At 65.1% G+C, this 13,787-nt stretch carries 11 protein-coding genes; all 11 read left to right on the top strand.

Going from position 1 to position 13,787, the window contains the following annotated elements; genetic code table 11:
* The first annotated feature begins 259 nt into the window (after positions 1 to 259).
* A complete protein-coding gene (locus tag FHS03_RS10045; protein ID WP_229426139.1) occupies positions 260 to 3,130 on the top strand; it encodes a motility hub landmark protein FimV in 2,871 nt (956 codons plus the stop codon).
* Positions 3,131 to 3,194: 64 nt separating this feature from the next.
* Positions 3,195 to 4,016, top strand: a complete 822-nt coding sequence (gene truA, locus FHS03_RS10040) for a tRNA pseudouridine(38-40) synthase TruA (protein ID WP_183440835.1) — start codon at positions 3,195 to 3,197, stop codon at positions 4,014 to 4,016.
* Between the two features lie 13 nt (positions 4,017 to 4,029).
* The gene (locus FHS03_RS10035) at positions 4,030 to 4,722 is read left to right on the top strand and encodes a phosphoribosylanthranilate isomerase (RefSeq protein ID WP_183440834.1); all 693 of its coding nucleotides are present in this window, start codon (positions 4,030 to 4,032) and stop codon (positions 4,720 to 4,722) included.
* Positions 4,706 to 5,947, top strand: a complete 1,242-nt coding sequence (gene trpB, locus FHS03_RS10030) for a tryptophan synthase subunit beta (RefSeq protein ID WP_183440833.1) — start codon at positions 4,706 to 4,708, stop codon at positions 5,945 to 5,947. The genes FHS03_RS10035 and trpB overlap by 17 nt, the downstream gene beginning before the upstream one ends.
* 35 nt (positions 5,948 to 5,982) lie before the next feature.
* Positions 5,983 to 6,783 (top strand): tryptophan synthase subunit alpha, encoded by an 801-nt coding sequence (gene trpA, locus FHS03_RS10025; RefSeq protein ID WP_183440832.1) that lies wholly within the window; start codon positions 5,983 to 5,985, stop codon positions 6,781 to 6,783.
* Between the two features lie 293 nt (positions 6,784 to 7,076).
* Positions 7,077 to 7,949: an acetyl-CoA carboxylase, carboxyltransferase subunit beta gene (accD, locus tag FHS03_RS10020; RefSeq protein ID WP_050412101.1), complete on the top strand. Its 873-nt coding sequence runs from the start codon at positions 7,077 to 7,079 to the stop codon at positions 7,947 to 7,949.
* A 76-nt stretch (positions 7,950 to 8,025) separates the two neighbouring features.
* Positions 8,026 to 9,315, top strand: a complete 1,290-nt coding sequence (folC, locus tag FHS03_RS10015; protein WP_183440831.1) for a bifunctional tetrahydrofolate synthase/dihydrofolate synthase — start codon at positions 8,026 to 8,028, stop codon at positions 9,313 to 9,315.
* Between the two features lie 35 nt (positions 9,316 to 9,350).
* Positions 9,351 to 10,406, top strand: a complete 1,056-nt coding sequence (locus FHS03_RS10010) for an SPOR domain-containing protein (protein WP_183440830.1) — start codon at positions 9,351 to 9,353, stop codon at positions 10,404 to 10,406.
* 29 nt (positions 10,407 to 10,435) lie between these two features.
* On the top strand, positions 10,436 to 10,924 hold the full coding sequence (locus FHS03_RS10005; RefSeq protein ID WP_183440829.1) for a CvpA family protein: 489 nt from the start codon (positions 10,436 to 10,438) through the stop codon (positions 10,922 to 10,924).
* A 39-nt stretch (positions 10,925 to 10,963) separates the two neighbouring features.
* Positions 10,964 to 12,487, top strand: coding sequence for an amidophosphoribosyltransferase (gene purF / locus FHS03_RS10000; protein ID WP_183440828.1), 1,524 nt, complete (start codon positions 10,964 to 10,966; stop codon positions 12,485 to 12,487).
* The gene (locus tag FHS03_RS09995; RefSeq protein WP_183440827.1) at positions 12,487 to 13,719 is read left to right on the top strand and encodes a cystathionine gamma-synthase family protein; all 1,233 of its coding nucleotides are present in this window, start codon (positions 12,487 to 12,489) and stop codon (positions 13,717 to 13,719) included. Before purF ends, FHS03_RS09995 begins: the two co-directional genes overlap by 1 nt.
* Positions 13,720 to 13,787: the final 68 nt, after the last annotated feature.

The following is a 13,787-nucleotide window of genomic DNA, read 5'->3' as shown; positions in this document are numbered from 1 at the left end:
AAAGGCCGATTTCATAGGGAAATCGGCCTTTTTTCTTGGTTTTGCACGAAAGATTCGGCATTGTGGGGACACCAAGGGCTTTTCCAAGGGGGCGAATGCTTGCACGCTTGATGCCATGATGTTATGTTGGGATATCCGGGAAAGTAACTTTTCCCCAGCTAACCCATTTAAGCCCCACACTATGCCTGTACAAAAACGCTCCAAGCTGGTTTCGTTCGCATTGAAAACTATCACCGGCGCTGTCGCCAGCGCGGTTTTATTGTCTGCCTCTGCAAACGCCGCCGGCCTGGGCAAGTTGACTGTGCTGTCATCGCTGGGGCAGCCGCTGCGCGCCGAAATCGAACTGACGGCCGTCACGCCGGAAGAGGCGGGCGAGCTGGCGGCCAAGCTGGCCTCGCCCGATGCCTTCCGTCAGGCCAATATTGATTTCAACCCGGCACTGCTGTCGCTGAAGTTCGATGTCGAGCAGCGCAATGGCCGCCAATTCATCCGCGTCAGCTCCAGCCAGCCGATCAACGAACCCTTCGTCGACATGCTGCTGGAACTGAGCTGGACCAACGGCCGCCTGGTGCGCGAATACACCTTCCTGCTCGATCCGGCCGACCTGCGTTCGGCCCAGTCGCCGCAGGCTGCGCCGTCCGAAGCGGCCCGTCCGGTCGCGCCGGCCACCGCTGCCGCCACCGCGCCCGCCGCGGGACCGAGCGCCGCCGAGCGCGCGGCCGCGGTGCGCGCCAGCCGTCCCGCGCCGGCCGCCAGCCCGGCCAAGCCGGCGGCGGAAGAGGACGAATACCGCGTCAAGCAGGGCGATACGCTGGGACGCATCGCGCGCCAGCTCAAGCCTTCCGATGTATCGCTGGACATGATGCTGGTGGCGCTGTACCGCGCCAATCCGGAAGCCTTCTCCGGCAAGAATATGAACCGCTTGAAGTCGGGCACCATCCTGCGCGTGCCGGATGCCGACACGGCGCGCGCCACCGCCCAGGGCGAGGCGCATGGCGTGGTGGTGGCCCATGCCGCCGACTTCAACGCCTACCGCGCCAAGCTGGCCGGCCAGGTCGCCTCCAGCACCCCGGCCAAGGCGCCGGAAGCGGCGCAAAGCGCCACCGGCAAGATCACGGCGCGCGTGGAGGAGCATGCGAAAGCGGCCAGCGAATCGAAGGACAAGCTGAAACTGTCGAAGGCCGGCGAGCAGTCGGCCCGCACCGGCAAGACCGGCAGCGCGGAAGACAAGATCGCCAAGGACCAGCAAGTGGCCGAGGCCAGCGAGCGCGTCAAGGAACTGGAAAAGAACGTCAGCGATCTGGAAAAGCTGATGGCCGTGAAGAGCAAGGCGGCGACCGAGGCGCAGAACAAGGCGTCGGCGCCGGCCAAGCCGGAAGCGTCGGCCGCCGCCTCGGCCAAGGAGCAGGCGGCGGCTGCGTCGGTGGAAGCTGCCGCGTCAGCCGCCGCCAGCGAACCCGCCGCCAAGCCGGCCAAGCCGCCGCGCAGCGTGGTGGGCGCGGCCAAGTCACCGGTGCAGGAGCCGTCCCTGATCGAGACCCTGACCGAAAACGCGCAGTACATCGGCGTGGCCCTGGCCGCGCTGCTGGGCGGCGCGTTCATGCTGGCGCGCCGCCGCAAGCAGCAGAAAGCCGAGATGACCGTGCCGCAGGAAGAGAGCAGCGTGCTGGGCGACCCGGGCGTGACCGCGCCCGCCATGTTCGCCGAAGCGGGCGGCCAGAGCGTGGATACCAGCAACAGCGTGTTCAACTCCAACTTCGCGCCCTCGGCCAGCCAGCTCGATACCAATGAAGTCGACCCAGTGGCCGAAGCCGACGTCTACATTGCTTATGGCCGCGACGCCCAGGCCGAGGAAATCCTGAAGGAAGCGCTGCGCAACCATCCGGAACGCCATCCGGTGCGCCTGAAACTGCTGGAGATCTACGCCAACCGCCGCGATGCGCGCGCCTTTGAAGCCCAAGCCAGCGAGCTGTATTCGCAGACCAGCGGCGAGGGAGAGGAATGGGCGCAGGCGGCGCAGCTGGGCCGCGGCATCGATCCAACGAATCCGCTGTACGCGGGTACAGCTTCGGCTCCGGCTGCGGCCAGCGCTGATGTGGCGGCCGGCCTTGGTCTGACGGCCGCTGGCGCTGCCGGCGCCGCCGCGCTGGCTGACGACGATCTCTCCATCTTTGCCGCGCCGCCGCCGGCGGAAGCCGCTGCCGAGGAAGGCTTGGACCTGGACCTGAGCAAGGACGCCACGGCCCTGGCCGCGCAGGCCGACAGCGGCCTCGATTTCGCCCAGGAGCAGACGGCGCTGCCGACCGAACCCGCGCCGGCCGCCGAGACGCCCGACTGGGCCACGCCCGGCGCCGCTGCCGCCGAGCCGGCGTGGGCGCAGTCGGCCGCCAAGCCGGAAAGCGATCCAAGCAGCTTCCTCGACTTCGACCTGGGTGGCTTGAGCTTCGACCAGGCGGCCGCTCCGGCTCCGGCTCCGGCGCCCGCCGCCGAAACCGCATCCAGCCTGACCGAGCAAGACAAGGCCGCGCCGGACCTGGACCTGGCGCTTGATATGCCGTTTGAAAGCGCCGCCGCGCCGGCTCCCGCGCCGGCCGACGACCTGGGCATGGATTTCAATCTGGACCTGCCGGGCGAGACCCCAGCCCCAGCGCCGGCGCCGGCCGCCGAGCCTGAGGCGCTGGCCGACCTGGATATGATGGACTTCGACCTGCCGGCCAGCGCCCCCGCGCCAATCGCCGCGCCGACCATCGCCGCGCCGGGCCTGGACGATCTGCGCCTGCCGGATATCGAGGACATGAAGCCTGCCGCCGCCGCGCTGCCCGATATCGAAGACATGAAGATGGGCGAAGCGCCGGCCCCGGCGCCCGCCGACTTCGACCTGAGCGGCATCGACCTGGACCTGCACGGCGGCGCCGCCCAGCCGGCCGAAGCGCTGACCGCCGCCCCGGTGGCCAGCGAGGAAGCCCTGTCGGCCCACCATATGGAGATGGACACCAAGCTCGATCTGGCCATCGCCTACCAGGAAATCGGCGACAAGGAAGGCGCGCGCGAGCTGCTCGATGAGGTCATCCGCGGCGGCAACGACGACCAGGTCGGCCGCGCCAGCTCCATGCGCGCGCTGCTGGGGTGAGCCAAGGCGCGGGGCGGCACGGCTGTATAATGCCCCTCTCGCAGACCACACCATAGAGCAGGAATTGAAACGGATCGCACTAGGAGTCCAGTACAACGGCGCCGACTGGCACGGCTATCAGATACAGCCCCACGGCATCACCGTGCAGGACAAGCTGGAACAGGCGATCCAGCAATTCGCCTGCGCCCACCTGCCCACCACCTGCGCCGGCCGCACCGACGCCGGCGTGCACGCGCTGGGCCAGGTGGTCCATTTCGACACCGATCTGACGCGCGAGACCCATGCCTGGGTGCGCGGCATCAACGCCTTCCTGCCCGAGTCCATCGGCGTGCGCTGGGCCAGGGAAGTGCAGGAGCTGGAACCGGTGGCCGAGGGCGAATACCGCGAAGGCGAGTTCCACGCCCGCTTCAGCGCCCGCTCCCGCACCTACCACTACCTGCTGTACAACCACCAGGTGCGTTCGCCGCTGCTGGCGGGCCGCGCCGGCTTCTGCCACCGCCCGCTGGACGTGGAGCTGATGCGCGCCGGCGCCGCCCACCTGATCGGCGAGCACGACTTCAGCGCCTTCCGCGCCGCCCAGTGCCAGGCCAAGACCCCGGTCAAGCAGATGTACGAGGTCGGCGTGGCGCGCCACGGCGACATGATCCTGTTCACCCTGCGCGCCAGCGCCTTCCTGCACCATATGGTGCGGAATCTGGTAGGCTCCCTGATCTATGTGGGGCAGGGCAGGGAACAGCCGGAATGGATGGCCGAACTGCTGGCCGGCCGCGACCGCACCGTCGCCGCGCCCACCTTCATGCCGGATGGCTTGTATCTGGCGAATATCGAATACGATGAAAAATGGGGCTTGCCGGCCGAAGCGGCCAGCATCTTGCCCGCTTTTTAAAGGACGAAGATAGATGCAGCGTACCCGTATCAAGATTTGCGGCCTGACCCGCGAGGAGGACGTGCAGGCGGCGGTGGCCGCCGGCGCCGATGCGGTGGGCTTTGTCTTTTATCCCAAAAGTCCGCGCCATGTGACGCCGCAGCGCGCGGCCGAGCTGATTGCGCTGTTGCCGCCCTTCGTGACGGCGGTCGGCCTGTTCGTCAACGCCAGCGCGGACGAGGTGGCGGCCACCGTGGCCGTGGCCCCGATCGGCCTGCTGCAATTCCATGGCGACGAGACGGCGCAGCAGTGCGCCGAGGCGGCGGCGGCCGTCAACCGGCCTTTTATGCGCGTGTTTCGCGTGAAGCCGGACAGTTCTTCCGCCGAACTGCTAGAATACGAACAACAGTGCCGCGCATCCAGCAAGCTATTCAACGGCTTGCTTTTCGATACCTTCGTGGATGCCTATGGCGGCGCAGGAAAGGTTTTTGATTGGTCTCTCATTCCAAAAGAACTCGCGCGTCGGGCCGTTTTGAGTGGTGGCTTGAACGCACAAAATGCGACTGGCGCAGTGGTGCGCGTTCGCCCTTGCGCGGTTGACGTCAGTAGCGGCGTCGAAGCGGCCAAGGGCATTAAAGATTCCCGCCTGATCGACGGTTTCGTCCGCGCGGTCCGGGAAGCCGATGCCACTATCGAAAGAGACACCTATCATGAAAGATCTGCCTGACGGCGTTTCCGCCCTGTTCCACACCCACGACTATCAGCAACCCGACCTGAACGGCCACTTCGGCCCTTACGGCGGCTCCTTCGTTGCCGAAACCCTGACCTATGCGCTGGACGAGCTGAAAGCCGCTTACGCGCGCTACAGCAAAGACCCGATCTTCCTCGACGAATTCCGCTATGAGCTGAAGCACTTCGTCGGCCGTCCTTCGCCGATCTACCACGCCAAGCGCTGGTCCGATCTGGCGGGCGGCGCGCAAATCTACTTCAAGCGCGAAGACCTGAACCACACCGGCGCCCACAAGATCAATAATGTGATCGGCCAGGCCTTGCTGGCCAAGCGCATGGGCAAGCCGCGCATCATCGCCGAAACCGGCGCCGGCCAGCACGGCGTGGCCACGGCCACCATCTGCGCCCGCTTCGGCCTCGAATGCGTGGTGTACATGGGCAGCGAGGACGTCAAGCGCCAGGCGCAGAACGTCTACCGCATGAAGCTCCTGGGCGCGACCGTGGTGCCGGTGGAATCGGGCTCCAAGACGCTCAAGGACGCGCTCAACGAGGCCATGCGCGACTGGGTCACGAATATCGAAAACACCTTCTACATCATCGGCACCGTGGCCGGCCCGCATCCTTATCCGATGATGGTGCGCGACTTCCAGTCCGTGATCGGCGAAGAGTGCCTGCACCAGATGCCGGAAATGGCCGGCCGCCAGCCCGACTACGTGCTGGCCTGCATCGGCGGCGGCTCCAACGCCATGGGCATCTTCTACCCCTACCTCGACCACAAGGAAACGCAATTGATCGGCGTGGAAGCGGCGGGCGAGGGCCTGGACACCGGCAAGCACGCCGCTTCGCTGACGGCCGGCGTGCCGGGCGTCCTGCACGGCAACCGCACCTACCTGCTGCAGGACGAGAACGGGCAGATCATCGAAACCCACTCCGTCTCGGCCGGCCTGGATTACCCGGGCGTGGGGCCGGAGCACGCTTACCTGAAGGACGCGGGACGGGCGCAGTATGTCTCGATCACCGACGAGGAGGCGTTGAAAGCCTTCCACGACTGCTGCCATATCGAAGGCATCATCCCGGCGCTGGAATCCTCGCACGCTCTGGCTTACGCGGCCAAGCTGGCGGCCACGCTGCCCAAGGATAAGATCGTGCTGGCCAATCTGTCCGGCCGGGGCGACAAGGATATGCACACAGTAGCGGCCCGCATGGGCCTGAACTTCAACTGAACTTCATTTGAACCCATACTACTGAGAGCATAACCATGTCCCGTATCGCACCAACCTTCGCAAAACTGAAAGAGCAAGGCAAGACTGGCCTGATCACCTTCATCACCGCCGGCGATCCCGCGCGCGAGCAGACCGTGCCCCTGATGCACGCCCTGGTCGCGGGCGGCGCCGACGTGCTGGAACTGGGCGTGCCGTTTTCCGACCCGATGGCCGAAGGCCCGGTGATCCAGCGCGCCTGCGAACGCGCACTGGCGCTGGGCGTCACCATCCACGATGTCTTCGGCTACGTGCGCGAATTCCGCCGCAGCAACGCGCACACGCCCGTGGTGCTGATGGGCTACGCCAACCCGATTGAGCGCATCGGCGCCGACGCCTTCATCGTCGCCGCGCGCGAGGCCGGGGCGGACGGCGCCATCGTGGTCGACTACCCGCCGGAAGAATGCGAGGAATTCGCCGCCAAGATGCGCGCGGCGGGCCTCGACCTGATCTTCCTGCTGGCGCCGACCTCGACCGAGAAACGCGTGCAGCAAGTGGCGAAAGTCGGCGGCGGCTTCAGCTACTACGTCTCGCTGAAAGGCGTGACCGGCGCCGGCCACATCGACACCGCCGAAGTGGCCGAACGCATCGCCGGCATTCGCCGCCACGTCGCGCTGCCGATCGGCGTCGGCTTCGGCATCCGCGACGCCGCCACCGCCAAAGCCCTGGCCAAGGTGGCCGACGCCGTGGTGATCGGCAGCCGCATCATCCAGGAAATCGAAGCCAGCCCGCCGGGCCAGGCCGTGGCCGCCGTCCAAGCCTTCACCAGCGGCATCCGCAGCGCCCTCGACGCCGCATAAGGACGCGCAGGTTTGATCTCCCTCAACAAATGTCCAACCCTGGTGTCAGGCACCACGGTTGGACATTCTTTGATCTAGCGCAGAAAATGTCCGACCCTGGTGCCTGACACCATGGTTGGACATTGTTTGATTTGGCGCAAAGGGATGCGCGTCGCCCGGCGGCAAACGCGGCAAGCCCGATGGCGATGCGGCCAAATAGCTGATAAAGCTTAAATATTGCCAAATTGCAATGTTCGACAGGGCAGGCAGAAACGGCTACACTGCGGGCCTAAGTTAGTGCAAGAGGAGAAATTATGAGCTGGTTGGAAAAACTGCTGCCCCCGCGCATTCAGCGTTCGGAAGCTGCCGCACGCAAAACCATGCCGGAAGGTCTGTGGGTCAAGTGCCCCTCCTGCGAGGCCGTTTTATACCGTACCGATCTGGAATCGAACCTGCACGTCTGCCCGAAGTGCGACCACCATATGCGCATCCGCGCCCGCGAGCGCCTCGACGCGCTGCTGGACGCCGGCGGCCGCTATGAAATCGGCCAGGAAACCCTGCCGGTCGATACGCTCAAGTTTAAAGACAGCAAAAAATACCCCGACCGCCTGAAACAGGCGATGGAAGCGACCGGCGAAACCGACGCGCTGATCGCCATGGGCGGCTCCATCATGAGCCTGCCGGTGGTGGTGGCTTGCTTCGAATTCGAATTCATGGGCGGTTCCATGGGCTCCGTGGTCGGCGAACGCTTCGCGCGCGCCGCCCAGATCGCGCTGGAACAGAAAGTGCCGTTCATTTGCATTACCGCCACCGGCGGCGCGCGCATGCAGGAAGGCCTGCTGTCGCTGATGCAGATGGCGAAAACCACCTCCATGCTGACCAAGCTGTCCGAGAAGAAGCTGCCCTTCATCAGCGTGCTGACCGATCCGACCATGGGCGGCGTGTCCGCTTCCTTCGCCTTCATGGGCGACGTGGTGATGGCCGAGCCGAAAGCGCTGATCGGTTTCGCCGGCCCGCGCGTGATCGAAAACACCGTGCGCGAGAAGCTGCCGGAAGGCTTCCAGCGCGCCGAGTTCCTGGTGCAGAAGGGCGCCGTCGATATGATCGTCGACCGCCGCAAGATGCGCGAAGAAATCGCCCGCCTGCTGGCCCTGCTGCAAAATCAGGCTGTCGAGGTTCTGGCCTAAGCCATTCCTTGCCGCCTCCATCGGCACGCCAGCGGTTCCGCCGCCTGCGTGCCGATTGTTTTCTGAAGTCCCCGCCATGACCAATCTCCCGAGTACTCTGAATGACTGGCTCGCGCTGCTGGAATCGCGCCACGCCGAAACCGTGATCAATATGGGCCTGGAGCGCGTGCGCGCCGTCAAGGAACGCATGCGGCTGCAGTTCAGCTGTCCGGTCATCATGGTGGCCGGCACCAATGGCAAGGGCTCGACCTGCTCCATGCTGGAGTCGATCCTGATGCGCGCCGGTTACAAGACCGGCCTGTATATCAAGCCGCACTTCCTGCACTTTAACGAGCGCGCCCGCCTCAATGGCGATATGGCCAGCGACGCCGAGCTGGTGGCCAGCTTCAACGCGGTGGAAGCGGTGCGCGGCGATACGCCGCTGACCTATTTCGAATTCACCACCCTGGCCATCCTGCACCTGCTGGCGCACGCCGGCCTGGATGTGGCGATCCTGGAAGTGGGCCTGGGCGGCCGCCTGGACGCGGTGAACGTGATCGATGCCGATGTTTCCATCGTCACCAGCGTGGATATCGACCACGTCGATTACCTGGGCGGCACGCGCGAGCAGATCGGCTTCGAGAAGGCCGGCATTTTCCGCACCGGCAAAACGGCCATTTGCAGCGACCCGGTGCCGCCGCAGGCGCTGATCGACCACGCGACGGAAATCGGCGCCGACCTGTGGCTGATGGGTCGCGATTTCAATTATTCGGGCGACAAGCAGCAGTGGAATTACGGCGGCCGCGGCATGCGCCGCAATTCGCTGGCTTATCCGAGCCTGCGCGGCGCCAACCAGCTGCTGAACGCCTCGGCCGCGCTGGCCGCGCTGGAAGCGCTCAAGCTGGAGCTGCCGGTGGGCGCGCAGGAAGTGCGCCATGGCCTGGTGACGGTGGAATTGCCGGGCCGCTTCCAGGTGCTGCCGGGCCGTCCTTCGGTGATTTACGATGTGGCGCACAATCCGCACGCGGCGGCGGCGCTGAACCAGAATCTGGGCAATATGGGCTACCACCCCTACACCTACGCGGTGTTCGGCTCCATGCACGACAAGGATATCGACGGCGTGATCAAGGCCATGTCCGAGCATGTGGACCACTGGTGCCTGTGCACGCTGCCCTCGCCGCGCGCGGCTACCGCTTCCGAGCTGGCGGCCAAGGTGCAGATGATTCAGCCGGACCAGCATGAAAAAACCGTCAATATTTTCGATGATCCGGCCCAGGCGTTCGCAAATGCGATCAGCCGAGCCGGCGAGAATGATAGAATTGTGGTCTTCGGATCATTCCTGACTGTCGCCGGCGTCATGGCCGCGCAAAAATCCGCACTCCACTGACGCACCGATTGACGCACTGACAGAGATAATCACGCATGGGCTTGTTCTCGAAATTTGGCAAAAACAAGCAAGAGTCCACTGGCGAAGACAGTGGCTATTACCGCGCAGCCGACGACCAGTCGGTGCTTGAAAAAACAGCCCGTTCCAAGCGTGCCTCGCATGCGGGCGGCGCCACCCGCGGCAGCCGCGCGCGCGCCGGCCGCGACGCCGCCGATCCGGTGCTGCCTGAGAAAAAACGCGCGCGCCGCCGCCTGGTCGGCGCCATCGCGCTGGCGCTGGCCGTCGTCATCGGCCTGCCCATGGTGCTGGACTCGGAACCGCGCCCGGTCGCCAACGATATCGCCCTGCAGATTCCATCGAAAGACAAGCCATTGGAGCAGGGCGCGCCCGCTCCTGCGGCATCCGCGCCCGAATCGCGCGTGGCGCCGGGCGCCGCCCTCGACCAGAGCGAGGAAATCGTCAACGAGCCGGCGGCCAAGCCTGCCGCGATGTCGGCCGCACCCTCGGCCGCACCCGCCGCCGCGCAAGTGACGCCAAGCGCCAAGCCGGCCGCCACGCCAACGGCGACCGCCGCCCATACCGTCAGCGAAGTGAAGCTGGCCGAACCTGTCAAGCCGCCAAAAGCGGAAGTGAAAGAGGCGCCAAAAGCCGCCGACACCAAGACTGCCAAGGCTGAACACAAGCCGGAAGCGAAAGAATCCAAAGACAAGCACGAGAAGCCGGAAGCCAAGCCCGAACCCAAGCACACGGAGCCCAAGCATGCCGAGGCCAAGCCGGAACCGAAGGACGCCAAACCCGCCCACAGCGAGGATGCGCGCGCCCTGGCCATCCTGGAAGGCAAGCCGGCCGCCGCCGACAGCGGCAGCAAGTATGTGATCCAGGTCGCGGCGCTGGCGGCGCAGGACAAGGTGGACGAACTGCAGGGCAAGCTGCGCGACGCCGGCATCAAGTCCTATTCGCAGAAGGTGAATACAGCCAACGGCGAACGCACCCGTGTCCGCGTCGGACCCTTTGCCAGCAAGGAGGAAGCGGAAAAGGTCCGCGCCAAGCTGAGCAAGATGGGCCTGAACGGCAGCCTGGTTCCCGTCTAAGCCCCGCATACTGAACGGACCTGACTGAAGTGACGATTTTCGATTATCTGGTGATATTCGTGCTGATCGCCTCAGTGGTCATCAGCACCATGCGCGGCCTGGTGCGCGAGATGCTCTCGCTGGCCAGCTGGATTATTGCCTTTGTCGTCGCCAATGCCTACGGCGCCCAGCTGGCGCTGATGCTGCCGGCTTCCGTGCCGGGCGAAGTGCTGCGCCTGATCCTGGCCTTCATCGCCCTGTTTATCGGCACGCGCATCCTGATGAGCCTATTCACGCTGGCCGTCGACGCCCTGATCAAGGCCGGCGGCCTGACCCTGGCCGACCGTGGCCTGGGCAGCCTGTTCGGCTTCGGCCGCGGCTTGCTGATCGTGCTGGCCGCCGTCATATTGTGCGGGATGACCACCATCCCGCAGCAGGATTTCTGGAAAAACGCGCTGTTGAGTCCCTTGGCGGAATCCGGCGTGCGTACCCTGAAACCTTTCCTGCCTGCTGAATACGCGCAGCATGTGCATTACTGAATTCTTTAAATCCGTAGCACCAGTCTAGGAGCAGCTTCCATGTGTGGCATCGTCGGCGTCGTTTCCCACCAACCCGTCAATCAACTGCTGTATGACGCATTGCTGCTGCTGCAGCACCGCGGCCAGGATGCGGCGGGCATCGCAACCAATCACAGCAGCATGTTCTCCATGCACAAGGCCAATGGCCTGGTGCGCGACGTGTTCCGCACCCGGAATATGCGCGCGCTGATGGGCAATTCCGGCATCGGCCATTGCCGCTATCCGACCGCCGGCTCGTCCAGCGAGGAAGAAGCGCAGCCGTTCTACGTCAACGCGCCGTTCGGCATCACCCTGGCCCACAACGGCAACCTGACCAACTGGGAACAGCTCAAGAACGAGATGTTCAAGAACGACCGCCGCCACATCAACACCGATTCCGACTCGGAAGTGCTGCTCAACGTGCTGGCCCACGAAATCCAGAAAGCCACCACCGGCTACTCGCTGGAACCGGCCACCCTGTTCCAGGCCGTGACGGTGCTGAACCGCCGCGTGCGCGGCGGCTATGCGGCCGTGGCGCAGATCGCCGGCGTCGGCATGCTGGGCTTCCGCGATCCTTTCGGCATCCGTCCGCTGTGCCTGGGCGTAAACGAAACCCCTGAAGGCGTCGAGTACCTGATCGCCTCCGAATCGGTGGCGCTGGAAGGCGTGGGCTTCCGCTTCGTGCGCGACGTGGCGCCGGGCGAGGCCATCTTCATCGACGCCGACAACAAACTGCATTCGCAGATCTGCGCCGACAATCCATCGCTCAATCCTTGCGTGTTTGAATTCGTCTACCTGGCCCGTCCCGACTCCGTGATCGACGGCGCCTCGGTGTACGCCACCCGCCTGAAAATGGGCGAGTACCTGGCCGAGAAGATCAAGCGCGAAATCCCGGACGGCGATATCGACGTGGTGATGCCGATTCCAGACTCCTCGCGTCCGGCCGCCATCCAGCTGGCGCTGCGCCTGGGCGTGGAATACCGCGAAGGCTTCATCAAGAACCGCTACATCGGCCGCACCTTCATCATGCCGGGCCAGGCCGCGCGCAAGAAATCGGTGCGCCAGAAGCTGAACGCCATCGGCGACGAATTCAAGGGCAAGAACGTGCTGCTGGTGGATGACTCCATCGTGCGCGGCACCACCAGCCGCGAGATCGTGCAGATGGCGCGCGAAGCCGGCGCCAAGAAAGTGATCTTCGCCTCCGCCGCGCCGCCGGTGATCTACCCGAACGTGTACGGCATCGACATGCCGACCCGCGATGAGCTGATCGCCTACGGCCGCACCACCGAGGAAGTGTGCAAGGAAATCACCGCCGACTACCTGGTGTACCAGGACATCGACGCGCTGAAGCAGTCGATTGCCGACGTCAATCCGGCGCTGACCAAGTTCGAGGCGTCCTGCTTCGACGGCGTGTACGTCACCGGCGACGTGTCGGCCGATTACCTGGACAAGCTGGAATACGCGCGCCACCATCCGAAAGAGAAGGGCGCCGAGGACGCAGCGCGCACCCAGCTCAATCTGAATATCGCCACCACGGAAGCGTAATGAAGAACTACGGTTTCACCACCACCATCCTGCACAACGACCGTCAAAAGACGATCGAGCAGGGTTCGCTGCACAAGCCGGTGCACACCTCGGTCGCCTTCGGCTATGCCGATGCGCGCCAGTTGGCGTCGGTGTTCCAGGGCAAGGAGCCGGGCTTCCGCTACGGCCGCCAGGGCAATCCCACCGTCTCGGCGCTGGAGGACAAGGTCAACAAGATGGAGCAGGGCGTCGCCACGCTGTGCTTCTCGACCGGCATGGGCGCCATCGGCGCCGTGTTCCAGGCTTTGCTGCGCGCCGGCGACCATATGGTGTCCTCGGCCTTCCTGTTCGGGAACACCAACTCGATGTGGCAGACGGTGGCGGGGCAGGGCGTGGGCGTGGACTTTGTCGACGCCACCGGCGTCGCCAATGTTGAAGCGGCGCTGAAACCGGAAACCCGCATCGTCTTCGTTGAAACCGTGGCCAACCCGCGCACCCAGATCGCCGATCTGAAACGCATCGGCGAACTGTGCGCCCAGCGCGGCATTCTCTACGTGGTGGACAACACCATGACCACGCCCTATCTGTTCCGACCCAAGGACGTGGGCGCGGGCCTGGTGGTCAACTCGCTGACCAAGTCGATTGGCGGCCATGGCCACGCCCTGGGCGGCAGCCTGACCGACACCGGCGCCTACGACTGGAGCAAGTTCCCCAACATCTACGAGAACTACAAAAAGGCCGCGCCGGCGCAGTGGGGCATCGCCCAGATCCGCGCCAAGGGCCTGCGTGACTTCGGCGCGGCGCTGGGGCCGGAAGCGGCCCACCACATCGCCGTCGGCGCCGAAACCCTGGCCCTGCGCATGGAGCGCACCTGCGCCAACGCCCTGGCCCTGGCGCGCCTGCTGGAGCAGGACGAACGCGTGGCCGCCGTCTATTATCCCGGCCTGGAATCGCATCCCCAGCACGGCATCGCCAAGGAGCTGTTCAAGAGCTACGGTTCGCTGTTGAGTTTTGAGCTCAAAGACGGCATCGACTGCTTCGACTACCTGAATCGCCTGAAGCTGGCCGTGCCGGCGTCCAACCTCGGCGACACGCGCACCCTGGTGATCCCCGTCGCCCACACCATTTTCTACGAGATGGGCGCCGAACGCCGCGCCTCGATGGGCATAGCCGAATCCCTGATCCGCGTCTCCGTCGGCATCGAAGACCCCGCCGACCTGCTCGACGACTTCGCCAGCGCCCTCGACGCCTAAGCCAGCGTTTCATCTCCGCCACAGTCGAGCCTGTGTCCACCCTGGTGCCAGGCACCAAGGTGGACACG

This window comes from Pseudoduganella violacea, assembly GCF_014191875.1.
In the GTDB taxonomy this organism is placed as follows: domain Bacteria; phylum Pseudomonadota; class Gammaproteobacteria; order Burkholderiales; family Burkholderiaceae_D; genus Rugamonas; species Rugamonas violacea_A.
Note: the sequence above shows the minus strand (reverse complement) of the source record. Positions and strands in the feature narration are given on the sequence as shown.

What these genes read in the sequence shown, in the direction of transcription:
- purF (WP_183440828.1), top strand. Translation starts at nt 10,964, where the DNA reads ATGTGTGGCATCGTCGGCGTCGTTTCCCACCAACCCGTCAATCAACTG.
- FHS03_RS09995 (WP_183440827.1), top strand. Translation starts at nt 12,487, where the DNA reads ATGAAGAACTACGGTTTCACCACCACCATCCTGCACAACGACCGTCAA.
- FHS03_RS10035 (WP_183440834.1), top strand. Translation starts at nt 4,030, where the DNA reads ATGCAGCGTACCCGTATCAAGATTTGCGGCCTGACCCGCGAGGAGGAC.
- accD (WP_050412101.1), top strand. Translation starts at nt 7,077, where the DNA reads ATGAGCTGGTTGGAAAAACTGCTGCCCCCGCGCATTCAGCGTTCGGAA.
- folC (WP_183440831.1), top strand. Translation starts at nt 8,026, where the DNA reads ATGACCAATCTCCCGAGTACTCTGAATGACTGGCTCGCGCTGCTGGAA.
- trpB (WP_183440833.1), top strand. Translation starts at nt 4,706, where the DNA reads ATGAAAGATCTGCCTGACGGCGTTTCCGCCCTGTTCCACACCCACGAC.
- trpA (WP_183440832.1), top strand. Translation starts at nt 5,983, where the DNA reads ATGTCCCGTATCGCACCAACCTTCGCAAAACTGAAAGAGCAAGGCAAG.
- FHS03_RS10010 (WP_183440830.1), top strand. Translation starts at nt 9,351, where the DNA reads ATGGGCTTGTTCTCGAAATTTGGCAAAAACAAGCAAGAGTCCACTGGC.